At 36.7% G+C, this 26,838-nt stretch carries 20 protein-coding genes; 4 read left to right on the top strand and 16 right to left on the bottom strand.

Annotation, left to right across the window (positions count from 1 at the left end; all coding sequences use genetic code 11):
• The first annotated feature begins 20 nt into the window (after positions 1–20).
• Positions 21–866, top strand: coding sequence for an NAD(P)H-dependent flavin oxidoreductase (locus tag PYW37_RS03115; RefSeq protein ID WP_025016989.1), 846 nt, complete (start codon positions 21–23; stop codon positions 864–866).
• Between the two features lie 140 nt (positions 867–1,006).
• Here the strand turns inward: PYW37_RS03115 and sufB are convergent, their stop codons facing one another.
• The 14 genes from sufB to PYW37_RS03045 form a co-directional block, all read right to left on the bottom strand.
• Entirely contained in the window at positions 1,007–2,419 is a 1,413-nt protein-coding gene (gene sufB, locus PYW37_RS03110; protein ID WP_004255207.1) for a Fe-S cluster assembly protein SufB, read from the bottom strand.
• A gap of 166 nt (positions 2,420–2,585) precedes the next feature.
• On the bottom strand, positions 2,586–3,044 hold the full coding sequence (sufU, locus tag PYW37_RS03105; protein ID WP_023188517.1) for a Fe-S cluster assembly sulfur transfer protein SufU: 459 nt from the start codon (positions 3,042–3,044) through the stop codon (positions 2,586–2,588).
• Between the two features lie 115 nt (positions 3,045–3,159).
• A complete protein-coding gene (locus tag PYW37_RS03100) occupies positions 3,160–3,642 on the bottom strand; it encodes a hypothetical protein (RefSeq protein ID WP_010906139.1) in 483 nt (160 codons plus the stop codon).
• A 1-nt stretch (position 3,643) separates the two neighbouring features.
• The gene (locus PYW37_RS03095; RefSeq protein WP_023188516.1) at positions 3,644–4,861 is read right to left on the bottom strand and encodes a cysteine desulfurase; all 1,218 of its coding nucleotides are present in this window, start codon (positions 4,859–4,861) and stop codon (positions 3,644–3,646) included.
• Positions 4,861–6,117, bottom strand: a complete 1,257-nt coding sequence (gene sufD, locus PYW37_RS03090) for a Fe-S cluster assembly protein SufD (RefSeq protein ID WP_021722250.1) — start codon at positions 6,115–6,117, stop codon at positions 4,861–4,863. Before sufD ends, PYW37_RS03095 begins: the two co-directional genes overlap by 1 nt.
• 137 nt (positions 6,118–6,254) lie before the next feature.
• Positions 6,255–7,025 (bottom strand): Fe-S cluster assembly ATPase SufC, encoded by a 771-nt coding sequence (gene sufC, locus PYW37_RS03085; protein ID WP_004255181.1) that lies wholly within the window; start codon positions 7,023–7,025, stop codon positions 6,255–6,257.
• Between the two features lie 174 nt (positions 7,026–7,199).
• Positions 7,200–8,531, bottom strand: a complete 1,332-nt coding sequence (locus PYW37_RS03080; RefSeq protein ID WP_021722251.1) for a glycosyltransferase family 4 protein — start codon at positions 8,529–8,531, stop codon at positions 7,200–7,202.
• A gap of 2 nt (positions 8,532–8,533) precedes the next feature.
• Positions 8,534–9,235: an adaptor protein MecA gene (locus tag PYW37_RS03075; protein WP_004255173.1), complete on the bottom strand. Its 702-nt coding sequence runs from the start codon at positions 9,233–9,235 to the stop codon at positions 8,534–8,536.
• A 129-nt stretch (positions 9,236–9,364) separates the two neighbouring features.
• The gene (locus tag PYW37_RS03070) at positions 9,365–10,099 is read right to left on the bottom strand and encodes an amino acid ABC transporter ATP-binding protein (RefSeq protein WP_023188515.1); all 735 of its coding nucleotides are present in this window, start codon (positions 10,097–10,099) and stop codon (positions 9,365–9,367) included.
• Positions 10,099–10,785, bottom strand: a complete 687-nt coding sequence (locus PYW37_RS03065) for an amino acid ABC transporter permease (protein WP_004255158.1) — start codon at positions 10,783–10,785, stop codon at positions 10,099–10,101. Before PYW37_RS03065 ends, PYW37_RS03070 begins: the two co-directional genes overlap by 1 nt.
• Positions 10,786–10,931: 146 nt before the next feature.
• Positions 10,932–11,840 carry a diacylglycerol/lipid kinase family protein gene (locus PYW37_RS03060; RefSeq protein ID WP_039115860.1) on the bottom strand — a complete coding sequence of 303 codons (909 nt, stop codon included), beginning with the start codon at positions 11,838–11,840 and terminating at the stop codon, positions 10,932–10,934.
• A gap of 122 nt (positions 11,841–11,962) precedes the next feature.
• Entirely contained in the window at positions 11,963–15,586 is a 3,624-nt protein-coding gene (gene rpoC / locus PYW37_RS03055) for a DNA-directed RNA polymerase subunit beta' (RefSeq protein ID WP_025016991.1), read from the bottom strand.
• A gap of 108 nt (positions 15,587–15,694) precedes the next feature.
• Complete coding sequence (rpoB, locus tag PYW37_RS03050; RefSeq protein WP_017864927.1) at positions 15,695–19,285, bottom strand: DNA-directed RNA polymerase subunit beta; 3,591 nt, start codon at positions 19,283–19,285, stop codon at positions 15,695–15,697.
• 265 nt (positions 19,286–19,550) lie between these two features.
• Complete coding sequence (locus PYW37_RS03045; protein ID WP_023188513.1) at positions 19,551–20,159, bottom strand: GAF domain-containing protein; 609 nt, start codon at positions 20,157–20,159, stop codon at positions 19,551–19,553.
• A gap of 233 nt (positions 20,160–20,392) precedes the next feature.
• On the opposite strand from PYW37_RS03045, the gene PYW37_RS03040 reads away from it, so the two are divergent.
• Positions 20,393–21,067, top strand: coding sequence for a helix-turn-helix domain-containing protein (locus PYW37_RS03040; protein ID WP_017864929.1), 675 nt, complete (start codon positions 20,393–20,395; stop codon positions 21,065–21,067).
• A gap of 112 nt (positions 21,068–21,179) precedes the next feature.
• On the top strand, positions 21,180–23,063 hold the full coding sequence (pepO, locus tag PYW37_RS03035; protein ID WP_059232544.1) for an endopeptidase PepO: 1,884 nt from the start codon (positions 21,180–21,182) through the stop codon (positions 23,061–23,063).
• A gap of 53 nt (positions 23,064–23,116) precedes the next feature.
• Here the strand turns inward: pepO and PYW37_RS03030 are convergent, their stop codons facing one another.
• Both PYW37_RS03030 and PYW37_RS03025 read right to left on the bottom strand, forming a co-directional pair.
• Positions 23,117–23,422, bottom strand: a complete 306-nt coding sequence (locus PYW37_RS03030; protein ID WP_003130332.1) for an MGMT family protein — start codon at positions 23,420–23,422, stop codon at positions 23,117–23,119.
• A gap of 68 nt (positions 23,423–23,490) precedes the next feature.
• Positions 23,491–25,164: a putative polysaccharide biosynthesis protein gene (locus PYW37_RS03025; protein WP_025017174.1), complete on the bottom strand. Its 1,674-nt coding sequence runs from the start codon at positions 25,162–25,164 to the stop codon at positions 23,491–23,493.
• Positions 25,165–25,373: 209 nt separating this feature from the next.
• On the opposite strand from PYW37_RS03025, the gene PYW37_RS03020 reads away from it, so the two are divergent.
• Complete coding sequence (locus tag PYW37_RS03020; protein WP_003130330.1) at positions 25,374–26,825, top strand: UDP-N-acetylmuramoyl-L-alanyl-D-glutamate--2,6-diaminopimelate ligase; 1,452 nt, start codon at positions 25,374–25,376, stop codon at positions 26,823–26,825.
• The last annotated feature ends 13 nt before the right edge of the window (positions 26,826–26,838 follow it).

Genomic DNA, 26,838 nt, shown 5'->3' with positions numbered 1-26,838 from the left:
AGGTATAGAAAGAGAATTAAATGACTTGGTATCACGAATTAGGAATAAAATATCCTCTTTTTCAAGGTGGAATGGCTTGGGCTTCTAATGCTGAATTAGTAGCTGCTGTTTCAAACAATGGAGCTTTGGGAATTATTGGTAGCGGCGGACGGACAGCAAATGAACTGAGAAGAATGATAAGAAAAACAAAAACTCTCACTTCACAGCCTTTTGGCGTTAATTTAATGTTACTCGATAAAAATATCAAGCAACTTTTAGAAGTGATTTGTGAAGAAAAAATATCAGTAGTGACAACTGGTGCAGGGAGTCCTAAAGAAATTATTGATACTATAATTGCTAATAATATCAAACTTTTCCCTGTGGTTCCCAATAAAGAAATTGCCCTAAAAATGTTAAAACTTCCTATCTCCGGAATCATTGTAGAAGGAAATGAAGCAGGAGGTCACGTGGGGATCCAAAACTTGGCGTCACTTCTCAAAGAAATTGCTCCAATCTGTCCCTTACCGCTCATCGCTGCTGGTGGAATTTATAATCACCATACTGCTTCTTTGGCTAATATTTTAGGTGCAAATGGAGTACAAGTTGGCACCGCCTTTTTATTGGCAAAAGAATGTCAAATTTCACCAATTTACCAAGAATTAATCTGCAAAGGTGAAGAAAATGGAACAAGTTTAATCTCAGATAAGAATGGCCATCTGACCAGACTATTAAATATCTCATCAGAATATCCTTTAAATAAATCATTGAAAGCCGCAGTAGAAAAAGGTGATTTAATCAATGGTGCATTTATGGCTGGTAGCTCTTCTGCTTATCTTGAAAAAATTGAGCCTGTTGAAAATATTATTCAACGAATTATGAAAAAATAAAATTTAGATTAATCCTCTTTATTATTTAAAGTGATTCTATCAGAGTTTTCATTGTACCTATTTTCTCTAATATCACAAACTAAGTAAGATATAAATCATAAAAAAATACTCCCCAAAATCAAGGGAGCAGTTTTTTTATTTTACCCGATAGAACCCTCCATTGAATAAGAAATCAAGCGATTTAATTCAACAGCGTATTCCATTGGCAATTCTTTGGTAAAGGGTTCAATGAAGCCCATGACAATCATATCAGTTGCTTCTTTTTCTGTAAGTCCACGACTCATCAAATAATAGAGTTGTTCTTCTGAAATTTTTGACACTTTCGCCTCGTGTTCCAAGGCGACTTGTGAATTATGAATTTCATTGAATGGTACGGTATCTGATTTTGATAAATCATCCATTAAAATTGTGTCACATTCAATATGAGAAGCAGATTTTTTAGAATTTTTTCCAAAAGTAACTTGTCCACGGTAATTGACTGCTCCACCATTTTTGGCAATAGACTTAGAAATGATTGAACTTGAAGTATTTGGTGCGTTATGAATCATTTTAGCACCTGTGTCTTGATTTTGGTTTGCTCCAGCAAAAGCGATTGAAAGCATTGTTCCACGCGCTCCTGGTCCATTCAAATGAACGGCTGGGTATTTCATGGATACTTTTGACCCTAAGTTTCCGTCAATCCATTCAACCGTCGCATTTTTTTCTGCAGCAGCACGTTTGGTAACCAGATTATAGACGTTATCTGACCAGTTTTGAATAGTAGAGTAGCGCATATAACCACCCTCTTCAACAAAGATTTCAACCACTGCTGCATGAAGTGAACTTGCAGAGTAAGTTGGTGCAGTACATCCTTCAACGTACTGAATAGACGCCCCTTCTTCAACAATAATCAATGTCCGCTCAAACTGTCCTGATTTTTCGTTGTTAATACGGAAATAGGCTTGAATCGGAATCTCACATTTGACTCCTTTAGGAACATAGACAAATGACCCACCAGACCAAACGGCAGAATTTAAGGCTGCCAATTTGTTATCCGTTGGTGGAACGAGTTTGCTGAAATATTTTTTGAAAATTTCTGGATAGTCACGTAATCCTGAATCAGTGTCAGTGAAAATAATTCCTAATTTTTCAAATTCATCTTTCATATTATGATAAACAACTTCTGATTCATATTGAGCAGAAGCTCCTGCCAAATATGAACGTTCAGCTTCTGGAATACCAATTTTTTCAAACGTGTCTTTGATTTCTTGAGGAACGTCTTCCCAAGAACGCGCAGCTTTTGCTGATGGTTTTTGATAATAAACAATATCATTAAAATCAATACCAGAAAGATCTGGGCCCCATTTTGGCATGTCCAATTTTTTAAAAGCTTCAAAAGATTTCAGACGAAACTCTAACATCCACTCAGGTTCATTTTTTGTTTCAGAAATTTCGCGAATAACTTCTTCGGTCAAACCTAAACCTGTTGTGAATTCAAGTTCTGCATTATCGTGAAATCCAAATTTATATTCTTCGAGGTCTTTGACGACTTCTTGTGTACTATTTTCTGTCATTTTTCTTCCTCTTTGGCATATTTATTACTGACAGACTTGTCAGCTTTGCTGACAAATCCTTCATCCATTGATAAAAAGCTCAATTCAATCGCTTTTTACTGACAGACTTCTCAGTTTTACTGACGAGTTTTTATTTACTGATAAAAAATCTGTCAGTAACTTTTAGCTATTCGCCATGAATTACTGTTTCTTGTGCTTCACCAACATCAATGGCTTTTTTTAGGGCATTCCAAGCCAGAGTGGAGCATTTTACTCGAGCTGGAAATTTACTAACCCCTGCAAGAAACTGAGCATCTCCAAGTTTTTCTTGTCGTTCGTCAGTTTCACCGGTCACCATTGCTGAAAAAATAGTTGCCAGCTCTTTTGCTTCTTCTTTTGTTTTTCCAAGAACAGCAACGGTCATCATTGAAGCTGAAGCTGTTGAGATTGTGCAGCCATGACCGCTAAAAGCAATGTTTGAAATGGCATCATTTTCAAATTCAACAGTCAGGCGAATCACATCACCACAGGTTGGATTGTTGAGGTCAACCATACATCCTGTCTGTAATTCTCCAGCATGACGTGGATTTGATGAGTGGTCAAGAATTACTGCACGATATAGATTATCTAATTTAGATAAAGCCACATTTTCACACTTTCTTTATTTTAATATTGATAAAAATAAATTCTAAAAGTTACTGACAGCCTTCTTTAATGACTTATAAAATTTCTGTCAGTAACTTTTTGATTATTCTTTTTCTCTAATCATCCGTTTTTATTCCATTTTTACGAATATAACGAAGGACGAGGTTTGCTGCAATTACCACAGCTAAAATGATGATGATAAATAGAATGAGTAAGCCAATCGAACCCTGAACGAGTGAACGAAATAGGCTTAGTCCTCCTGAGGCATAGATAAATCCCCAAGCTAAGTATCCTGGAATCGCAGCCAATGTGTATTTATACCAAGACCAATTTGTTAGGCCAGCGCCAAATTGAACAGCAGTTTGAAAACCGACTGTTAAAAAAGACAGAGGAATAATTGGCCAACCCATTTTTTGAATGGCTAAAATTCCAGCGGAAGTCTCTGAATTTTTCTCAAGTTTTTTGCCCCACTTCGTTTTCAAAATTCCATGATAACTCAATTTTCCTAACCAAAAAGTACATTGAGCTCTAAAGAAAACAACAACAAATAAAAATGTGGTTGCCAACCAAAGTGGGAGGGAGGCGACCCAATTAAGCATATTAATCAAGGTTGAAAAACTCCTTTGTTTTTTTAAGTGCTTCAACTAATTTATCACAACCTGCTTTTGTATTATAAAGATAAAAGCTTGCTCTAGCAGTTGCCGGAGTTTCGAGATAATTCAATAAAGGTTGAGCACAATGGTGACCAGCTCTTACAGCTACCCCCTCCATATCAAGGGCAGTTGCGACATCATGTGGATGAAGTCCTTCAATATTAAAAGCAATTAGACCGCCTCTTTTTACATTATCTTTCGGTCCATAAATCTTTAAGCCTTCAATTTCTTGAAGTTTTGGCATTAGGTAATCAATCAATTCAATTTCGTGCTGATGAATTTGGTCAATCCCAAGCTCTTGAATATAATCAATCGCAGCTCCTAAAGCAATAGCACCCGCAATATTAGGTGTGCCAGCTTCAAATTTCCAAGGAAGTTCTGTCCATGTTGAATGACTTTCATAAACAAAATCAATCATTTCTCCCCCAAATTCGACAGGTTCAAATTGATTTAGAAGTTCTTCCTTGCCATAAAGTACACCAATTCCGGTTGGTCCCATCATTTTGTGACCTGAGAAAGCAAAGAAATCGACATCCATTTTTTGAAGGTCAATCGCCATATGTGGTGTAGATTGTGCACCATCAACCACCATGTAAGCACCGTGTTCATGAGCAATTTTGGTAATTTCTTCTACTGGATTAATTGTCCCTAATACATTAGAAACATGAGCAATCGATACAAATTTAGTTTGATTAGTGATTTTTTTACGTAAATCATCCATATCTAGCTGACCATCTTTAAGATAGACAAACTTTAAGATTGCTCCGGTTTTCTTAGCAACTTCTTGCCAAGGAACAATATTAGAATGGTGTTCCATAATCGAAATGACAATTTCATCCCCTGCTTTTAAGATTTGCCCGGCAAACTGAGCAACCCAGTTGATTGAAGTTGTTGTTCCTCTAGTAAACAAAACTTCTTTTGTTGATTTAGCATTGATGAACTGACGGACTTTTTCACGCGCCGCTTCGTATTTTTCAGTTGCTCGTTCTGCCAAAGTATGAACACCACGGTGGACATTAGCATTATCATTTTCATAATAATCTTTTATTGCAGCCAAAACCTTCAAAGGTTTTTGAGTCGTTGCCGCATTGTCCAAATAGACCAAAGGTTCATCATTAACAATTTGATTCAATACTGGAAAATCTTTATTGATGCCTTCAAGCATTACATGCCCAGCTTTCTTTCAATAGTTTCAATAAATTCTGCTTGGACTGATTTGACAGGAATTTCACTGACAACTGAACCAAGAAATCCTCGAATAACAAGTCGTTTAGCAGTTTCTTCATCAAGTCCACGAGATTGAAGATAGAATAAATCTTCCTCATCTACCTGACCAACAGAAGCTGCGTGACCCGCAGTTACTTCATTTTCATCAATCAAGAGAATTGGATTTGCATCTCCTCGTCCTTTATCAGAAAGCATTAAAACATGAGAAGATTGTTGGGCATCCGCATTTTTCGCCCCTTTGATAATATGACCAATGGCATTAAATGTCAAAGTTCCTTTATCAAGAATTACACCATTTTGCAAGATATGACCAACCGAATTTAGACCAAAATTAGTCACTCTTGTATCAATTCCTTGCGTTTGATGACCTGTTGAAATCCCAACCACTTTAATTTGTGAATGAGAACCATTCCCTTTGAGGTCACTATCAAAGTCAGCAACAACATTTCCGTCATTCATGACACCAACAGACCAGTCAACTGTTGCATTATCACCAATCAATCCGCGACGAACAACTGAAGCTGTAACATTTTCTCCTAAACGGTCAATGGCTGCAAATTTGACTTGAGCCCCTGCTTTTGCAATTACTTCAACGACAATATTTGCTTTTACCTTTGAGCTTTGCTCGCCACTTGTTTCCAAACGTTCAAGGTAGTCAACTTTGGCATTTTTTCCAACGATAATTAAAATTCGTTTATTAAAAGGAACTTCTGATGAACCCTCTTGCATCAAAATTGATTCAATGGGTTCAAGAACTTCCACACCATCTGGAACATAAAGAACTAATCCAGAATTAAATGTCGCAGTATTTGCTGCTGTTAAACGACTTTCATTAAATGGAACCACAGAACCAAAATTTTCCTCAATCAGTTCTGGAATTTCGGTTAAAGCTGAATTGAAATCTGTGAAAATTACGCCTTGTTCAGCCAAATTTGGTGTCATTTGTTCCATAACTGTTTGACTTCCGACTTGAACAAGCAAAGGATGATTTGGAATTTCCGTAAAAGTAGGAACAGATCCAATTTCTTCGTTTTCAGAAATTGTTAAATGGTCTAAGCCCCAACGATTAATTTTTACTCGTTCAATATTAGGTAATTCTAGATTTTCAAATTCAAGTGCAGCTTTTTGACGTAAATCTGATAACCAAGCTGGTTCAGCATGCATTTGTGAAAAGTTTAAGATTTCTTGATTCATAATTAATATTAGCAAGTTTGCATTTTCTTAACTGAGTTCACTAATTTGCAGACAAAACATTCTGTCAGTAAATTAATGAACTTTAGACTTACTGACAGCTCTGTCAGTAAGCAAAAATAACTTACTATCTCCTTTCCTTAAACTTCTTCTTTATATTCTAATCCAAGTTCCTCAGCGATATTGACATATCCTTCAGTTTCTAGACGTTTAGCTAGTTCTGCGCCACCTGTTTTCACCACACGACCATCCATCATAATGTGGACAACATCTGGTGTAATATAATCAAGCAAACGTTGATAGTGGGTAATAATCAATGCCCCAAATTTCTCACCACGCATTGAATTAACACCTTTAGCAACAACTTTTAAAGCATCAATATCAAGTCCTGAGTCAATTTCATCAAGAATAGCAAAAGTTGGTTCTAACATCAAAAGTTGAAGGATTTCATTACGTTTCTTTTCACCACCAGAAAAGCCTTCATTGAGATAGCGCTCAGCCATTTCTTCTTTCATGCTCAAAACTTCCATATTTTTATCCAATTTTTTGATAAATTCCATAACAGAAACTTTGTCATCCTCAGCACGTTTAGCATTCATTGCTGCTCGCAAAAATTCTGCATTCGTAATTCCTGGAATTTCAGATGGATATTGCATGGCAAGGAAAAGTCCAAGACGAGCTCTTTCATCAACGCTCATTTCTAAAACGTTTTGACCGTCAAAAAGAACTTCTCCTTGTGTCACGCTATAATTAGGATTTCCCATAATTGCAGCAGATAATGTTGATTTACCAGTCCCATTAGGTCCCATAATCGCATGGATTTCATTGGTGTTGATGACTAGATTGACCCCTTTGAGAATCTCTTTATCTTCAATCGCCACATGAAGATTTTTAATTTCAAGTGTAGCCATTTTTTCGCTCCTTTGAATTGTCAATTGTATTTGACATTTATAGTCTCTATTCTAACAAAAAATTGACAAAATTTGTTATTTTCGCATACATTATTTTTATTAATCGCAATATAAATAATAAATGACAACAGGCATTTTTAGATATCAAAAAACCTCTAAAATTAGAGGTTTTTCTTATTTTTTATTTCGACTTCTACGATAATTTTGAATTGGGAATTCTTGTGTTGGTTCATCAATTTCCTCATCTATCATTGAATGATTTTCAATATCTTCTTCGTTTTCATCTATATCTGCATCTTCATCAGAATGGAGAACTTTATCACGATAACTAGAATTTCCAACAAATTTCAGTGCTTTTAAGACTGGCTGCCGATTTTCGCCTAGAATTCCAACAAGTTCAATAAATATTTCCAATCCAAAGAGACAAGCAATCACTAAGAGAATCCCACCGATACGACTTGAAAATTGCAAAAGAATGGAGATAAATGCAAATATTGATGCAATTCCATAAATGACTAGAACAGCTCCACGATGAGTAAAACCAAGTGCCATTAGGCGATGGTGAAGATGTCGTTTATCAGCCGTTGCAATCGATTGACGATTAAGTTTCCGACGAACCATTGCCATAATTGTATCCGTAATTGGTACTCCTAAAATTAGTAAAGGAGTCAAAACGGCTACAGCCGTTGCATTCTTTAATCCTTGCAAAGAAGCAACCGAGATGATAAAACCAAGGAACAGTGCTCCCGTATCTCCCAGATAAATAATCGCTGGATGATAATTATAAGGAAAGAATCCCATAATTGCAGCCACCATTATAAAAATAGTAATCGGTAAAAATACATTTGGACTTGGTAAGAAAAAGTAAGAAACAATTCCCATTGTTGTCAGTGAAATAATTGATACTCCACTTGCTAGTCCGTCCAATCCGTCAATTAAATTTATTGCATTAGTAATCGCAAGTATCCAAAAAACGGTAAAAATAAAGGATAACCAAGCAGGAAAGATTAGTAAAGGCCCCCCGAAAGGAATTTTTAAATTATCAAAGCGGGCGTTGGTAAAGAACCAGATAAAACTCGCCGCAACTGTCAATCCTAAAAGTTTCATTTTAGGTGAAATTTCTTTTATATCATCAATCAAACCAGTCAAAACAACAATTCCAGCACCAACAATAAAGGGCCAAATGTAGCTAAAATAGCTGACTAGCTGAATTGGCTGATGACTTGCGCCATGTACTGGAGGTTGCGAATGAATGGGAGGCTGGTTATGAACAATATGTGGCAGAATAAACAAGGTCGCAATCGCAAAAGCAATGAAAATGACCAAACCTCCAGCAGAGGGCATTGGTTTTTTATTCACACGACGCTCGTTTGGCTTGTCCACCGCACCAATTGCTTTGGACACAAAAGTCATAATTGGCGTTAAAATCACAGAGATACCAAAAGTGATAATAATAACAATTAGAAACTTAAGTGCAAAGGGGATTTCTTTTAATGTATCAACCATATTTAGATTTTTCTAAGAACATCTAAAGCACGTGTCGCGATAAGACATTCACCATACTCCTGCAAAAATTCTCGACTCATTTTTGTTGCTTCCCCATATTCCATCATTCGTGAACGGGTACTTTCAACATGCATCTTGCCTTTTTCTTTTTGATTATCCAAAACAACAAGATAAAAATTGCCATCATAACGATAAAACTCTGATTCTTCATCAGCAAACTTCACATTTTTTATTCCTGTTAAGACAGACATAATATCTTCATAACGAATAGAGTAATAAATAAAATCTGGCTCTTGTTCAGCTTCGTCTTTTTTTGTTCCTGGTAAACCAAGCCCAGGTTTAAAATCAGTAATTCCTCGCTCGCGCGCCATATCTGCCCCTATTTCATTTAATTTATTATAAAAACCAGTCATCAATTCTTCAAACTCTTCTGGGTCATCTGGAATTTCTCCACCTTCACCTAGCATCGCTTCTTCATGAACAATCATATGAACACCTTGAGGAAAAGGTTGGATTTGGAAAGTTAACATTCCCACATTTCCAAAGCGATTTTCTAAACCAAGCTCATCAACCAATTCATAGAAAAATTGTTCAATGACTTCTTGATTTCCGAAAAAGTCTGATAATTTGATATCATAATCTGTCAAATCATCAAAAGACAAGGTGATTTTTATAGTATTTTCGTTTATATCCTCATATTTCATTTTGTTTTCTCTTTTCTATAATTTGTCTTCTATCACTTTACCAGTCTTATTAGTATTATACCACAGACCAGAAAAAAAACAGCAGACATGCCGTTTTTTTGATATTCTCTTTAACTATAAGCTTTTAAATTATAGGACTTTTGCTAAAAAGTCTTGTGTTCTTTTTTCTTTTGGTGAATCAAAAACTTGAGCCGGTTTTCCTTGCTCAACAATTGTCCCATCAGCCATGAACAAAACTCTGTCAGCAACTGTTTTAGCAAATCCCATTTCATGGGTTACAACAACCATTGTCATGCCTTCTTTGGCAAGTTCTTGCATCACGGCTAAAACTTCACCAACCATTTCAGGGTCAAGTGCTGATGTTGGTTCATCAAAAAGCATCACATCTGGGTTCATGGCTAAAGCACGAGCAATAGCTACCCTTTGTTGCTGCCCACCTGACAATGCTTGTGGATAAGCCTCTGCTTTATCTGAGAGTCCAACTCTTTGAAGTAAATCTTCCGCCGTTTTTTTAGCTTCTTCTTTGGTCATTTTACCCGTTTTAACTGGAGCCAAATATAGATTTTCAAGGACTGTCATATTAGGAAATAGATTAAATTGTTGAAAAACCATCCCCATTTTTTCTCGGTGTTTGAAGACATCCACTGATTTATCAGCAATATTAACTCCTTCAAAATAGACTTGACCATCTGTTGGCTTTTCTAATAAGTTCATCGTTCTTAAAAAAGTTGATTTCCCAGAACCAGAGGGGCCAATCATCACAACAACTTCACCTTTTTTTATTTGGATATCAAGTCCTTTTAAGACTTCATTTTTTCCAAAATATTTATGCAGATTTTTTATTTCGATTAAATATTCATTCATTATTTTGCATATCCTTTCCCGAGTTTCTTTTCAAATAAAACAAGTAAGCGACTGACAACAAAAGTGACTACAAAATAGTAGAGAGCTACAAATAACATCGGGCTAATGGTTTGATAAGTCAAATTTGCTACTGTTTGTGCACCATTGAAAACTTCCATTACCCCAATTGTATAAAGAAGCGAGCTATCCTTGATAATTGTCACAAATTCATTGCCGACGGCTGGTAGAATGTTTCTCAAAGCCTGAGGTAAAATAACGGTTGCCATCGCTTGTCTTGGCCGAATTCCTAATGAATAGGCGGCTTCTTTTTGACCAAGAGGAACAGCTTCAATTCCAGCCCGAACAATTTCCGCCATATAAGCCCCCGAATTCAGTGAGATTACAATTATCCCTGGAATCAAGCGCCCCAAATCTTGTTGTAAAATCCCAACTTGAAAGGTTGGTAAAGATAGACTTCCCATTAAGCCAAAACCAAGCATGATTTGAACGAGCATTGGTGTTCCACGGAAAATTTCAATATAGATATTTGCCAACCAGCGCAATGGAGCAATTTTAGAAATCTTGGCAAGGGCTGTGACAATCCCTAAGAGTGTTCCAATCAAAACCACGAAAGCTGAAATCAAAATTGTGACAATCATCCCGTCATTAAAATAGGGCAGATATTTCGGTAAAAAATCAAAGTTCATATTTTCTCTTTTCTGTTTTATAATTTCTATTTTTATAAAAAACAATAGCATAATTATAATATAAAAAGTATAAAAATACAACAATTAATGTATAATAATTAATTGAAAATAAATAAAAACTCCATAATTGGAGTTTTTTTATTCTGTCAGTAAATAATCATTCTTCTTTCAGTACTGATTGAAAGTCTGTCAGCAGCTACTAACTCATGAATTTCTCCATCAATTTGGACTGGTTGACTTTCTGCTAATTCTACAGAAAACTGAGAACTCACTCGGTGTAAAAATAAGGGATGTTTTAAATGCATTCCACAAAGAACACTTGGAATTAATGAAAAAGTCCGTAATAAATGATGTTTATTATATTCAACAAGGTGAATATCTGCATTTTCATTGGTGGCCTCAGGAGAAATTTTTACTCCACCTCCAAAGTATGGATGTTTGGTAAAAGTCATCAGAAAGGCATTTTCTAGTGAAATTTCTTGATTTTCTACTTCAATTAAAGCTGGAAATGGTTTTTTAGTTATCAAAACGTGCAAGGCAGTCAAAATATATGAAAAACTTCCCAATTTCAATTTGTTAAGCACTTGTTTAAGCTTTCCTTCATTGGCAGATTTCACGATAGTTGCATCTAAACCAATTCCAATATTATTTAGAGCATAGCCACTCAATCCTTTAGATTGATAATTCATGATAAAAATCTCATGATTAATTCCTCTACGAGCAGCTTCAAAAGATTCAATTGGGTCAAGCTTCAACTTTAAGCTTCTGGCGAAATCATTGCCAGAACCTGAAGGAATATAAGAAAAGGCCTCTTCTTCTGGAAGTTCATTAATGACAAGTGAAATGGTACCATCCCCACCAATAATAACTAAGTGGTCATCCGGATTTTTAAGGTCTAATATTTGTCTGACCAAAGCGCCTTCTTCTCCAGCAGCTTTAGTTTTAAAAAGTCGATATTCATAATTATTTTTTTCCAAATATGGAATCAAAGTCTCCAAAGTCCGCGCACCTTTACCTGCACCAGAATTGGGATTTGCAAGGAGATAATAAGTCATAGAATTATTTTACCAAAAATGACAGATATTTTATGTTTTTAATGATTTTGTCAGTAAATTTAATAAAAAAATTACTGACAGAAATTCTGTCAGTAATTTTTATTTATTTTCTAGATTTAAAATTAGTTTTCCACAGTTTCTGTTTCAACTTCTTCTACTTCTGGAGCATTTGTTAAATCAGCTAAAGGTTCAATGTTACGGTAACGGAACATACCTGTACCAGCAGGAATAATCTTACCGATAATAACATTTTCTTTCAAACCAAGCAAGTGATCTTCTTTACCACGAATTGCGGCATCAGTAAGGACACGAGTTGTTTCTTGGAATGATGCAGCTGACAAGAATGAATTTGTTTCAAGAGAGGCTTTAGTAATACCCATCAAGACTGGACGACCAGTTGCAGGCATTTCACCATTCAAGAGTGCAGTTTCATTCAAAGCTTCAAAGTCAGAAATATCCATCAAAGTACCTGGAAGGATATCAGTTGAACCATTATCCATGACACGAACTTTACGAAGCATTTGGCGAACCATTACCTCGATGTGTTTGTCACCAATTTCAACCCCTTGTGAACGGTAAGTTTTTTGTACTTCACCGAGCAAGTAAGTTTCAACTGACAAGGCATCACGAACTTGAAGCAAGTGTTTAGGTTCGATAGAACCTTGAATCAAAGGTGCACCACGGTGAATAAATTCACCTTCTTCAACCATCAAGACATCAGCCATACCTACAGTGTAGCTACGAGTGTCTGTTTTACCTTTAACAGTAATTTCACGAGTACGTGTAGCAGGATCTTCAACGATTGATTCAACTGTACCAGTTACTTCAGTGATGATTGCTTCCCCTTTAGGGTTACGTGCTTCAAAGATTTCTTGAACACGAGGCAAACCTTGAGTGATATCTGAACTTGACGCAACACCACCCGTGTGGAATGTACGCATTGTCAACTGAGTACCAGGTTCACCGATTGATTGAGCGGCGATTGTACCAACAGCTTCACCAACTTCAACAGCATCACCTGTTGCCAAGTTGATACCATAACAATGTTTACATACACCATGTGGAGTTTTACATGTAAATACTGAACGGATAGTTACTTCTTTAACACCAGCATCAATAATTTTACGGGCAACATCTTCAGAAATCAAAGTGTCGTCAGCAATAATCATTTCACCAGTTTCTGGATGAAGCACTGATTTACGAGTATAACGACCTACCAAACGTTCAAAGAGTGGTTCAACCATTTCTTTACCAGTAGCAATATCAGAAATTACAAGTCCACGGTCAGTTCCACAATCGTCTTCACGAATGATAACATCTTGGGCAACGTCAACCAAACGACGAGTAAGATAACCAGAGTCGGCTGTCTTAAGGGCCGTATCGGTCATCCCTTTACGGGCACCGTGAGTTGAGAAGAACATTTCCAAGACAGAAAGACCCTCACGGAAGTTTGAGATGATAGGCAATTCCATGATTTTACCATTAGGAGCGGCCATCAAACCACGCATACCAGCAAGTTGAGAGAAGTTAGAGATATTACCACGGGCTCCAGAGTCCATCATCATAACGATTGGGTTTGTCAAATCTTGTTCATCAATCAATCGTTTTTCAAGGGCTTCTTTTGCATCACGCCAAACACCTGTAACAGCGTTATAACGTTCATCATCAGTAATCAAACCACGACGGAATTGTTTAGTGATTTGTTCCACACGTTTGTGTGCAGCATCGATGATTTTATGTTTATCTTCAACAACAGGGATATCAGCGATACCCACAGTCAAACCAGCCAAAGTAGATTGGTGGTAACCAAGGTCTTTCAAGCGGTCAAGGTACTCAGATGTAGCTGTTGTACGGTAACGTTTGAAGACTTCAGCGATGATATTTCCAAGATATCCTTTTTTGAATGGACGAACAGTATCAATTCCAGCCAAAACTTCTTTGATATCTTGACCAGCATCCATAAAGAAACGGTCATCAGTTGAAGTTGTCAAGTTAACATCAGTTGGTTCGTTCAAGTAAGGCATTCCTTCAGGAATGATTGAGTTGAAAATAACTTTACCAACAGTGGTTACCAAGATTTTATCTTTTTGGTTTTCAGTCCAAGGTTTGTTGAGTGATTTTGTTGCGATACCGATACGAGTATGTAAATGTACATAACCATTACGCATTGCAATTTCAACTTCTTCAGGAGTTGCAAAAATCATTCCTTCGCCTTCACGACCTTTTTCTTCCATCATAAGGTAGTAGTTACCAAGGACCATATCTTGAGATGGTGTAACAACTGGTTTACCATCTTTAGGGTTCAAGATATGTTCAGCAGCAAGCATCAAAAGACGTGCTTCAGCTTGTGCTTCTTCAGACAATGGCAAGTGAATGGCCATTTGGTCACCGTCAAAGTCGGCGTTGTAGGCTTCACAAGCAAGTGGGTGAAGACGGATGGCTTTACCATCAATTAAGACTGGTTCAAAAGCTTGAATCCCTAAACGGTGAAGCGTAGGTGCGCGGTTAAGAAGAACAGGGTGTTCTTTAACAACTGTTTCAAGTACGTCCCAAACATCAGAATCTTGACGTTCAACTTTACGTTTAGCCGCACGAATATTAGCAGCCAATTCTTTCTTAACAAGTTGAGCCATTACGAATGGTTTGAACAACTCAATCGCCATTTCACGCGGAACACCACATTGGTACATTTTGAGTGTTGGACCTACAGCGATAACTGAACGTCCAGAATAGTCAACACGTTTACCAAGCAAGTTTTGACGGAAACGTCCTTGTTTCCCTTTCAACATGTGTGAAAGAGATTTCAATGGGCGGTTACCAGCACCAGTGATTGGACGACCACGACGACCATTGTCAATCAAAGTATCAACAGCTTCTTGAAGCATCCGTTTTTCATTTTGAACGATAATATTTGGAGCATTAAGTTCCATCAAACGTTTCAAACGGTTATTACGGTTAATAACACGACGGTATAAGTCATTCAAGTCAGATGTGGCAAAACGTCCACCATCTAATTGAACCATTGGACGCAAATCTGGTGGAATAACTGGTAATACATTTAAGACCATCCAAGATAATGCATTTCCTGATTTTCTGAAAGCTGACAAAACGTCCAAACGACGAATAATTTTTACACGACGTTGTCCAGTAACTGTTTTGAGCTCTTCTTTGAGTTCAGAAACTTCTTTATCAATATCAACATCGTTCAACAAATCTTGAATCGCTTCAGCACCCATTTTTGCAACGAATGAACCAAAACCATTTTTCAAAAGTTGTTCACGATATTCACGTTCAGTCAAGAGTTGTTTCTTCTCAAGATCAGTTTCTTTAGGATCAATCACAACATAACTTGCAAAGTAAATCACTTCTTCAAGTGCACGTGGACTCATATCAAGAGCAAGTCCCATACGTGATGGAATTCCTTTGAAGTACCAAATGTGTGAAATTGGAGCAGCAAGCTCAATATGTCCCATACGTTCATGACGTGATTTTGCAGTTGTTACTTGAACACCACAAAGTTCACAGACTTGATTTTTGTAGAAAACACCTTTAAGTTTTCCACAAGCACATTCCCAGTCTTTTTGAGGACCGAAAATACGTTCATCAAAGAGTCCTTCACGTTCAGGTTTTTGTGTACGATAGTTAATTGTTTCTGGTTTTTTAACTTCACCGAATGACCAGTAACGAATTTTTTGTGGAGATGCGATACCAATACGCATACTCTCAAATTTATTTACATCAACCAATTCTTTCTCCACTTCTAATAAATTTAACGCTAGACGATTATGAGATTAGAGATTTACTGACAGAAATTTTTGTCAGTAAATCTATCTCAAAATATTAATTACAAAATCTTATTTTTCAGTATTAGCGTTAATCAAAGCTTCTTCTTCAGCTTCTGCTTGTGCAACAATAGCTTCCTGTGCTTCAAGCATTTCAGGAGTAATTTCTGTATTATCTGGACGAGTCATTACTTCATCTTCATCCAATTCACGTAAGTCAAGAACATTACGGTCAGCATCAAGGACTTTCATATCAAGACCAAGTGATTGTAACTCTTTAACCAATACGCGGAATGATTCAGGAAGACCTGGTTTAGGAATACGTTCACCTTTAACAATAGCTTCATAAGCGCGCGTACGTCCAATCACGTCATCTGATTTGTAAGTCAAGATTTCTTGAAGAACATTGGCAGCACCATAGGCTTCAAGTGCCCAAACTTCCATTTCTCCAAAACGTTGTCCACCGAACTGCGCTTTACCACCGAGCGGTTGTTGTGTAACGAGTGAGTAAGGACCAACTGAACGAGCATGGAGTTTATCATCAACCATGTGGTGAAGTTTAATCATGTACATGACACCGACTGAAATTCGGTTATCAAATGGTTCACCAGTACGTCCGTCATAAAGGACTGTTTTCGCATCATCAGCCATTCCAGCTTCTTTAACAGTATCCCAGATATCTTCATCAGATGCTCCATCAAACACTGGAGTTGCAATGTGAATTCCAAGTGTACGAGCAGCCATACCTAAATGGAGCTCCATAACTTGTCCGATATTCATACGTGATGGTACCCCAAGTGGGTTCAACATGATATCAATAGGTGTACCATCTGGTAAGTAAGGCATATCTTCCATTGGAACGATATTTGAAACAACCCCTTTATTACCATGACGTCCGGCCATTTTATCCCCAACGTGAATCTTACGTTTTTGAGCAATGAAGACACGAACAAGTTTATTCACACCTGATGGCAATTCATCACCATTTTCGCGTGTAAATACACGAACGTCATGAACAATACCGCCACCTCCGTGAGGAACACGAAGTGATGTATCACGAACTTCACGAGCTTTTTCACCAAAGATTGCACGAAGCAAACGTTCTTCTGGTGTTGGATCAGTTTCACCTTTAGGAGTTACTTTACCAACAAGCAAGTCGCCATCTTTAACTTCAGCACCAATACGGATAATTCCTGATTCATCAAGGTTTTTGAGTGCTTCATCCCCAACGTTTGGAATTTCACGAGTAATTTCTTCAGGGCCAAGTTTTGTATCGCGTGTTTCTGATTCATATTCTTCGATGGCAATTGATGTATAAACGTCGTCTTTAATCAAACGTTCTGACATGATTACCGCATCCTCGAAGTTATAACCTTCCCAAGTCATATAAGCAACAAGTGGATTTTGACCAAGGGCCATTTCTCCATTTTCCATAGAAGGTCCATCAGCAATGATGTCCCCTTTCTCAACTTTTTCTCCAAGTCGAGCCAATGGACGTTGGTTATACGAAGTCCCTGAGTTTGAACGACGATATTTTGTAATATTGTAAATATCAAGTTCACCAGAAGTACGACGAACACGAATTTCATTACCATCAACATACTCAACAACACCAGCATGTTTTGCAATAAGCGCAGCACCTGAGTCACGAGCAGTTTGATGTTCCATACCAGTACCAATCCAAGGTGCATGTGGGTCAATCAATGGAACTGCTTGACGTTGCATGTTGGCACCCATGAGGGCACGGTTGGAGTCATCGTTTTCCAAGAATGGAATACATGCAGCAGCAACGGCGATAACCTGTTTAGGTGAAACGTCCATATAGTCTGCTGTTGAAGCTTCAACTTCAATATTGTTACCAGTATGACGAGCCATAACTGTTTCGTTAGCAAAGCGGCTATCTTCAGTCAATGGTGAGTTTGCTTGGGCAACAGTATAGTTGTCTTCTTCATCGGCAGTTAAATATTCAACTTCGTCAGTAACCACACCGTTCACACGGTCAACACGACGGTATGGTGACATGATGAAACCATATTCGTTTACTTTGGCATATGATGACAAGTTGTTAATCAAACCGATGTTTGGTCCTTCAGGTGTTTCAATAGGACACATACGGCCATAGTGAGTATAGTGAACGTCACGTACTTCATATGAAGCACGGTCACGTGAGATACCACCAGGTCCTAAGGCAGAAAAACGACGTTTGTGTGAAAGCTCAGATAAAGGATTGTGTTGGTCCATAAATTGTGACAATTGTGATGAACCAAAGAATTCTTTAATTGAAGCTGTTACAGGACGAATGTTAATCAAACCTTGTGGTGTGATGTTTTCATTTTCTGAAGATGACATACGTTCGCGAATCACACGTTCCATACGTGAAAGTCCGATACGTACTTGGTTTTGAAGCAATTCACCTACTGAACGGATACGACGGTTACCTAAGTGGTCAATATCGTCCACTTTACCAATTCCTTCAGCAAGACCAAGCCAGTAGCTGATATTTGAAATCACATCGGCTGGTGTCAAGACACGGCATTCTGCATCAGGATTACCATTTGAGAGCAATGTAACAACACGTTCTGGATCTTTAGGTGAATAAACTTTGATACTTTGCAAAGTAATTGGTTCTGGAATTACAGCGTCGTCAGATGGTTCAACAACAAAGTTTCCAAGACCGTTATCAAGCAATGGTTCGATTAAATCAAGCACATCACGAGTAACAAGAGTATCTGTATTAACAAGAATTTCACCAGTTTCTGGGTCAACAATTGGTTCAGCCAAAGTCAAACCAAGCAAACGATTTTTTAGCGCTAATTTCTTGTTAAATTTATAACGTCCAACAGGTGCGAAGTCATAACGTTTTGGATCGAAGAAACGAGCAACAAGCAAGCCACGTGAGCTATCTGCTGTTTTAGGTTCTCCTGGACGCAAGCGGTCATAGATGTCTTTGAGCGCTTCTTCTACACGCGTGTCAGCTGGGTTTTTATGAACATCTTTTGCAATAGTATCTGTTAAAAGTTGAGTTTCTCCCAACAATTCAAGGATTTCTTCATCTGAACCAAAACCAAGCGCACGAAGCATAGTTGTAAAAGTTAATTTACGTGTACGGTCAATACGAACATAACCAATGCCTTTAGCATCTGTATCTAACTCAAACCAAGCTCCACGGTTAGGAATGGTTGTATGTCCAAAACTTTCAAGACCGTTTTTATCAGCTTTAAGATGGAAGTATGAACCAGGACTACGTACCAATTGGCTAACGATCAAACGTTCTGAACCGTTATTGATAAATGTCCCCATTTCAGTCATGAGTGGGAAGTCACCAAAGAAGACTTCTTGTGTTTTTAATTCACCAGTTTCTTTATTTACAAGACGGAAGGTTACATAGATAGGTGCTGAATAGTTTGCGTCATGTGCGCGAGCTTCTTCAACAGTGTATTTTGGGGTTTTCATTTCATAACCAACAAATTCGAGTTCCATTGTACCCGCAAAGTTGTCGATTGGAAACATTTCTTTGAAGACATTTGCAAGACCTTCATCGAGGAAGTTTTTATAACTTAATGTTTGAACTTCGATGAGGTTTGGCAAACCGATTACTTCTTTAATACGTGAAAAACTGCGTCTTGTACGGTGTTTACCGTATTTTACGTCATGTCCTGCCAAGTGTTTTCTCCTCTATTTTTTAGATTTGATTAAAAAAGTCTGTGTTTTTGATGAATTTTTAATTAAAAAAACCGAAAAGTCTGTAGTTTGTCTTTTTTATAACTTTTCTGGTTTATTCAATATAAAAGACGCCAAAAAAGCAACGAAAACAGTAGTGTTTCGTTGCTTACAAAGCCTATGGGGACAATATATCCCACAGATTTTGCTGACAAACCATTATTTCTATTATACTATTTTATATGAAAATTTTCAAGCTTTTTCTAGTTTAACGGTCTATTTTTTCAATGATGCTTTTAAATGCTTCTAATTCTGAACGAGATAATGATTGAACTAAAGAAACAAAGGTTTCATTTCGTCTTTGCCCTTCCAGTTCTGCCAGCATGATATAAGACATTTGATTCCCTATGAATGTTGATAAAAAATCTACCAATATTCTCTTTTCTTCTTCCAGAGGAGAATCTGTCAGTAGAAAAAGGGTTCCCAATCTCAAATGATTTCCTTCTATAGGTAGAAAGCTGAGAAATTTATTTGGAAATTTGCTCGAAATTTCTTTCACTGGTTCTAAAATTGATTGGGCCATTGGTAGGCTTGCGCTCATTTCGTAGTGATTTAATAGTTGACTAGAGATATCTTTTGATATTTTTTGATAGATAAAAAAATTTTGGAGGTTTACATCATCCTGATAAGAATTATCAGAATCAGTAAAACCATAACCTAAACAATTTCGTTTGGTATCTATGATAAAAAGGCTAGACTCTAAAACTTTGGCACTTTTCTCTACCACCTCTTGATAAGCTAATGGTTTTCCAAGGTCAATAAATGATCTTTTCAAAATAATATTTATGTCTTGGATTTTGTCATAAATTTCTTTCAATTTTTCCCTTTCTCTTCTCAAAAAGCATTTTGAGTATTCCTATGATTACTTTTATAATACCATATAACGCTATAGATGTCAATTTTGTTAACGAATTTGCAACAATTAATTTTTTAACTTAAATATTGCTATTTTTTTAAGTTTTAGGTATTTTATATCTAATAACTATATGACATAATGTATTTGTTACAAATATTAAAAATATTTATTCAATACATGTTGAGGTGATTTTAATGTTCTATGACCGTCTAAAAACTTTAGTTATTGATTCTCAGAAATCTTTCAACCAGGTCGAAAGAGAGTTGAGATATCCCAGAAACGCCCTTGCTAATTATCGCTTGGGAAAAGAACCTTCTGCCAAAAGATTGACAGAAATTGCTGATTATTTTAATGTCACAACTGAATACCTTCTTGGTAAAGATGACAAGTACAGTTATAATAAGGCAAAGCTTTTGTTTGAATATCTTACATTAGATAATAAACAAAACTTGTTAAATTATATTCAAAATCGAATTGATGAGCTTGAACTTCTTGAAAGAGAGCCCATTTCTTTGAGTACTGAACAATTTGTATTTTGTGGTGATAATACTTGGGCGCTACAAGAAAGCCGCAAAACAATCAAACTGCTCACAAAGCAACTTCCTGATGATTACGATGCAGTTTTTGAACTCGTTGGGGGTCCTTTAGATGCGGAAGCTCCTGGTAATGGAGATTTACTTTTTGTAAAATTTACTGACGCAAATTTTGCAGAGCTGATCCATAATTTCTTGTTGCAACATGACCATTTTGCCAAGCTTTCAGTAAAAGATGAAAAGCTTACTTGTCTAAGCCGTGATGCTGGAAGCCTTGCCGAAGTCCCTGAACTTTTTGGCAAAATTGCTAAAATTTATCGTTTCAGAACTATTTAATTACGAGTTTACATTAATTTTCAAATTGCTGTTAAAAAGTGCTGATGGAATTCGTCAGCGCTTTTTTGTAAGTGTGATATAATATAAAAAATATCCATAATAGGAGGTCGATATGACAAGGATTCAAGATGATTTATTCGCTACTGTTAATGCTGATTGGTTAGAAAATGCAGAAATTCCTGCTGACAAACCAAGAATTTCAGCTTTTGATGAATTAGTACTAAAAAATGAGAAAAATTTGGCTAAAGATTTAGCTGAGTTATCACAAAACCTACCTACTGATAATCCAGAATTGCTTGAAGCAATCAAATTTTATAATAAAGCAGGAGATTGGCAAGCAAGAGAAAAAGCGGATTTTTCTGCCGTAAAAAATGAACTTGCTAAAGTTGAAACTTTAAATACTTTTGAAGATTTTAAAAATAATTTGACTCAACTCGTTTTCCATTCACAGGCTCCTCTTCCATTTTCTTTTAGTGTTGAACCTGATATGAAAGATGCTATTCACTATTCTCTTGGATTCTCTGGTCCGGGCTTGATTTTACCTGATACCACTTATTATAATGATGAACACCCTAGAAAAAAAGAATTACTTGATTTTTGGGCTAAAAATACAAGCGAAATTTTAAAGACATTTGATGTTGAAAATGCAGAAGAGATTGCAAAGTCTGCCCTTAAATTCGATGCTCTTTTAGTTCCGTCAGCAAATACTTCTGAAGAGTGGGCAAAATATGCTGAACTTTATCATCCAATTTCTACTGACAACTTTGGCAGTAAAGTTAAAAACCTGGATTTAAAATCTTTAATTAAAGATTTAGTAAAAACTGAACCTGATAAAGTCATTGTTTATGAAGACCGTTTTTACGAATCATTTGATTCACTTGTCAATGAAGAAAATTGGTCGCTCATTAAAGCTTCGATGCTGACAAAAATTGCACGTGGCGCTACTTCTTTCTTCAATGAAGACCTTAGAATTCTTGGTGGAGCTTACGGACGTTTCCTTTCAAATGTTCAAGAAGCAAGAAGTCAAGAAAAACATCAACTTGATTTGACTGAGTCTTATTTTAGCCAAGTGATTGGTTTATTCTATGGTAAAAAATATTTTGGTGAAGCTGCTAAGGCCGATGTCAAACGGATGGTCACTGCGATGATTAAAGTTTACCAAGCGCGTTTGTCTAAAAATGAGTGGCTCAGTCAAGAAACAGCTGAAAAAGCCATTGAAAAATTGGATGCTATTACTCCTTTCATTGGTTTCCCAGATAAATTGCCTGAAATTTATAGTCGTTTAAAAACAACTTCTGGCTCTCTCTATGAAGATGCCCTTAAATTCGATGAAATTTTGACTGCTCGAACTTTTGAAAAATTCTCAGAAGATGTTGATAAAACAAGCTGGCATATGCCTGCTCATATGGTCAATGCTTATTATAGTCCTGATAGTAATACAATTGTTTTTCCAGCAGCAATTTTGCAAGCTCCTTTTTACTCTCTTGAACAATCTTCATCACAAAATTACGGTGGAATTGGCGCTGTCATTGCTCATGAAATTTCTCATGCTTTTGATAACAACGGTGCCCAATTCGATAAAGAAGGAAATTTGAACAAATGGTGGTTAGATGAAGATTATGAAGCTTTTGAAGAAAAGCAAAAAGAAATGATTGCACTCTTTGACGGCGTAGAAACCGAAGCTGGTCCAGCAAACGGAAAACTCATTGTGTCAGAAAATATTGCTGACCAAGGAGGAATTACAGCGGCACTGACAGCAGCTAAAGATGAGAAAGACGTTGATTTGAAGGCTTTCTTTAGTCAGTGGGCTAAGATTTGGCGCATGAAAGCAAGTAAAGAATTCCAACAAATGCTTTTGTCAATGGATGTTCATGCACCCGCTAAACTTCGTGCCAATATTCCTCCAACAAATCTCGAAGAGTTTTACGAAACTTTTGATGTTAAAGAAACTGATAAGATGTATCGTGCACCAGAAAATCGTCTTAAAATTTGGTAATAGTTAATTGAATACAAAAAGTACTTCTAAAATATAGAAGTACTTTTTATTTATTAGAGCAGTTCATCTTCAATAATTATTTTCCCTTGAGCTGTAAAAGAAATTCCCTCTTTTTTTAGAAGTTCCATTTGCTCACTTTTAGCAGGCTCTGGCAATCCAATTGTTCTGTCAGAACGCACTACACGCCACCATGGCAGTTCATATTTTTTAGACATCGAATGCAAAATTCTAGAAACCTGCCGTGCACCATTTGGCAATCCAGCTAAAGCTCCCACATCTCGATAACTCATGACCTGCCCCTCTTTTAAATTTAGAATAACTTCTAAAATCTTTTTTGTATTTTCGGTAATTTCTGCCATTTATTATCCTTTTTAACTCTTATTAATAAGTCTGTCAGTAACTTTTTTACTGACAGACTTATTTTTTATTAGATATGTAATTTTCGACGAAGTGACAAACCTCTTGGACCAAACCATTTTTCTAGAAGTCCAAGTTTAGCAGCAAACCAGAGATAAGTATAAAATCCTGCACCACCGGCAATGGCAGCAATAAATACTGAGGCAATTCGACCTGGGCTCTTACCGAAAATAAAACCTAAAATGATTTCAACAATAATAACCACAATAGCCATAAATCCTGTCAGTAAAGTTGCCCCTTGAATTCCGCGAACTGTATTCTTAATTGAAAAATGAGTTAACTCATGTAGTTTTCTAATGAATAAGAAAACACCAACTAAGAATGAAACAGTGGTCGCAAGTAAAGGTCCATAAGTATGGAAAATAAGAATCATTGGAACTTGCAAAACTAATTTAATGACAAGAGTCAAGGTAAAGATTCGCATTGCCAAACGTTTATGGTCCATTACTGTCAGTGGAGGATAGACAATCATATAAAGTCCCAACAAGAAGGTTTGTAAAATAGCAAAGACAAACAAACTACTTTGTAATCCAGAAGGAATTTGGAAGAAAATTGTATAAATCGGTTTAGTCAATAGTGACATTCCAATCACGGCCGGAAGCATAAAACCAACGTATAATTGGAAATTATAACCTACTAACGTTGCAAGTTCACGCCGATTCCCTTGAACATAATGCTCTGTAATCAGAGGGTCTGAAACAGAACCAAGCGTCAATGCGACACCCAACAAGACCATCGTTAATTTATCAGTATTTGCTGAGAAATAACTCATCAGAACAAGCAATTCATTATGACTATAGTTTGTTACCCAAGGCATCATATTCATAAAGGTTGAGTTATCAATAATTTTAAAAATTTGAATAGCTGAACCAATGACAATAAATGGAATGGCTGTGTGTAATGTTGATCTAAAAATTTCTAAAGCATTAATTTTAGATTTTACAGGACCAGGATTAATTAATTTATTAAGATTTCCTGATTTCTGTAAGTAATAGAATAATACAGCGTAGGAACCTAACATCCCAATAAAAGCAGCCAAGGTAGATTGTGTCACGGCATTTTGCCAATTATGCGAACCTAACTTCATGATAGCAAAAGTTGCTGCTAGCATCCAAATGACCCGAACAATTTGTTCCAAAAGCTGACTCATAGCATAAGCTTTAACCTGATTCAGACCTTGGAAATATCCTCGAATAACTGACATCGATGGGAAAATCAAAACAGCCAATGCTAAACTTTTCATGACTGGAATTAAATCTGCGCTATCCTTACCGCCAACAAGGGCTGAGAGTGGACCTGCAAGAAAGAACATGAGCCCTGACGCAACAATTCCAAGAACCAGCATCACTCCGAGCATTTGCCGAACGAGCCGGTAAGCCATGTTAGGGTCATCTAATGTATTATAGCGAGCCACTTCACGCGCAATTGCCGCCGGAATCCCCACTGTTGAAATCAATAGGAAAAGAGCATAGATATTATAACCCATACTAAAGAGGGAGTTGGCCTCATTACCAAAACGCCCCATCCAAGCATACCAAGGAATAATATAAATTACCCCTAGTATTTTCCCAATCATGTCCGCACCAGTCCGCCAAGCAGCACCAGAGAGCATCTGATCTTTTGATTTTGCAGCCGTTTTTGGTGACTGCTGACCTGTATTCATTATTTTTTCTGAATCTTCCATTGTTCCATTTTACCCTAAGTTCTGTATTTTGACAATAAAAGAATGGTTTTAGATCATTAATTCACGATATCATCTATTACCATCTATAAACAAATGGGACATGCACCAGCTCTTGGCTTGTGCTATAATATAGGGTAATGGGATTTTTCCCTTAGTTTCCTTGTTTTAGAAAGGTATCGCGAATTTAGCGATAAATAGGCATTCCTCACATGATTAGGCTTGAACAAGTTATAGAAATACTAAAAAAAGATAATAATTTCCGTGAGATTTCTTCTGCTGGAGAATATTATTTCAACTGGCCAAAGGAAGTAAACTTTGACCAACTCTCTTATGATTCACGAAAATCAACAGAAAATACCCTTTTCTTTGCCAAGGGTTTGAATTTTAAAAAAGAATATTTAACAGACTTAGAAGCTGCTTTTTATGTTTCAGAATTTGATTATGAAGTAGCTCTCCCAGCAATTATTGTCACTGATGTTAAACGAGCAATGGCTTTAATCGCTGCAAGCTTTTATGATTTTCCACAAAATAAACTCAAAACCTTAGCTTTGACTGGTACAAAAGGAAAAACCACTTCTGCTTATTTTGCTAAAGCAATACTTGACAAAATGAATGGTGGCAAAACTGCACTTTTATCTACTGCCCAAACAACTTTGGATGGAAAAAATTATTTTAAATCAGAATTGACAACTCCTGAAAGTCTTGATTTACTAGAAATGATGGCAAAAGCTCTGACAAATGGAATGACACATTTGGTCATGGAAGTTTCAAGCCAAGCTTACAAAACAGAACGGGTTTACGGTTTAACATTTGATGTTGGAGTTTTCTTAAACATTTCTCCTGACCACATTGGCCCAGTTGAACATCCAACGCTTGAAGATTATTTTTACTGCAAACGTCAACTTCTCAAAAATTCACGTTATTTTGTTGCTAATTCCGAAATGAATCACTTTGCTATCATTAAAGAGGAACTTAAGGAACGTAAAATTCCACATGCTTTCTATGGTGCTGATTCTGAAAATAAAATTATTGAATCAAAAGGACTTCATTTTGTTACTGACGGTTCTGTCAGCGGAGCATTTGACATTCGCTTATTAGGACGCTTCAACCAAGAAAATGCCTTAGCTACAGCATTAGCAACTAAAGCTTTAGGCGCTTCATTAGAAAATATCCATGACGGTTTAGCTCTTGCTGTTGTTCCAGGACGCATGGAACTTCTTACTGCCAAAAATGGTGCCCACATCTATATTGATTATGCTCACAACGGCCTGTCATTAGAAAATCTTGTTGAAGTTGTTGAAGAACACCATGCTGGTCAGCTTGTTCTAGTCCTTGGTTCAACCGGAAATAAAGGCGAAAGTCGCCGGAAAGATTTCGGACAAGTGATTGAAAAACATCCGCGACTTGATGTCATTTTAACTACTGATGATTCAAATCGAGAAGACCCTAAAATAATTGCTGACGAGATTGCTTCTTTTGTCAGTCGCACACTTGATTTTGAACTTGACCGTGAATTGGCAATAAAAAAAGCTGTCAGTAAAACTAAAAGTACTGACGATGCTGTGATTATCGCTGGAAAAGGGACTGATATGTTCCAATTAAAAGACGGAAAACGTCAACCTTATATTGGAGATACAGCTGCTGCTCAAAAATATCTCTAATTTACTGACAAAA

Origin of the sequence: Lactococcus lactis (genome assembly GCF_029023865.1) — a bacterium.
GTDB lineage: Bacteria > Bacillota > Bacilli > Lactobacillales > Streptococcaceae > Lactococcus > Lactococcus lactis.
This window is presented reverse-complemented; position numbering and strand designations above follow the sequence as displayed.

Bases quoted from the DNA above. Each gene is read 5' to 3' on its own strand.
- PYW37_RS03115 (WP_025016989.1), top strand. From the start codon at position 21: ATGACTTGGTATCACGAATTAGGAATAAAATATCCTCTTTTTCAAGGT.
- sufB (WP_004255207.1), bottom strand. From the start codon at position 2,419: ATGACAGAAAATAGTACACAAGAAGTCGTCAAAGACCTCGAAGAATAT.
- PYW37_RS03100 (WP_010906139.1), bottom strand. From the start codon at position 3,642: ATGCTTAATTGGGTCGCCTCCCTCCCACTTTGGTTGGCAACCACATTT.
- PYW37_RS03095 (WP_023188516.1), bottom strand. From the start codon at position 4,861: ATGCTTGAAGGCATCAATAAAGATTTTCCAGTATTGAATCAAATTGTT.
- sufD (WP_021722250.1), bottom strand. From the start codon at position 6,117: ATGAATCAAGAAATCTTAAACTTTTCACAAATGCATGCTGAACCAGCT.
- sufC (WP_004255181.1), bottom strand. From the start codon at position 7,025: ATGGCTACACTTGAAATTAAAAATCTTCATGTGGCGATTGAAGATAAA.
- PYW37_RS03080 (WP_021722251.1), bottom strand. From the start codon at position 8,531: ATGGTTGATACATTAAAAGAAATCCCCTTTGCACTTAAGTTTCTAATT.
- PYW37_RS03075 (WP_004255173.1), bottom strand. From the start codon at position 9,235: ATGAAATATGAGGATATAAACGAAAATACTATAAAAATCACCTTGTCT.
- PYW37_RS03070 (WP_023188515.1), bottom strand. From the start codon at position 10,099: ATGAATGAATATTTAATCGAAATAAAAAATCTGCATAAATATTTTGGA.
- PYW37_RS03065 (WP_004255158.1), bottom strand. From the start codon at position 10,785: ATGAACTTTGATTTTTTACCGAAATATCTGCCCTATTTTAATGACGGG.
- PYW37_RS03060 (WP_039115860.1), bottom strand. From the start codon at position 11,840: ATGACTTATTATCTCCTTGCAAATCCCAATTCTGGTGCAGGTAAAGGT.
- PYW37_RS03040 (WP_017864929.1), top strand. From the start codon at position 20,393: ATGTTCTATGACCGTCTAAAAACTTTAGTTATTGATTCTCAGAAATCT.
- pepO (WP_059232544.1), top strand. From the start codon at position 21,180: ATGACAAGGATTCAAGATGATTTATTCGCTACTGTTAATGCTGATTGG.
- PYW37_RS03030 (WP_003130332.1), bottom strand. From the start codon at position 23,422: ATGGCAGAAATTACCGAAAATACAAAAAAGATTTTAGAAGTTATTCTA.
- PYW37_RS03025 (WP_025017174.1), bottom strand. From the start codon at position 25,164: ATGGAAGATTCAGAAAAAATAATGAATACAGGTCAGCAGTCACCAAAA.
- PYW37_RS03020 (WP_003130330.1), top strand. From the start codon at position 25,374: ATGATTAGGCTTGAACAAGTTATAGAAATACTAAAAAAAGATAATAAT.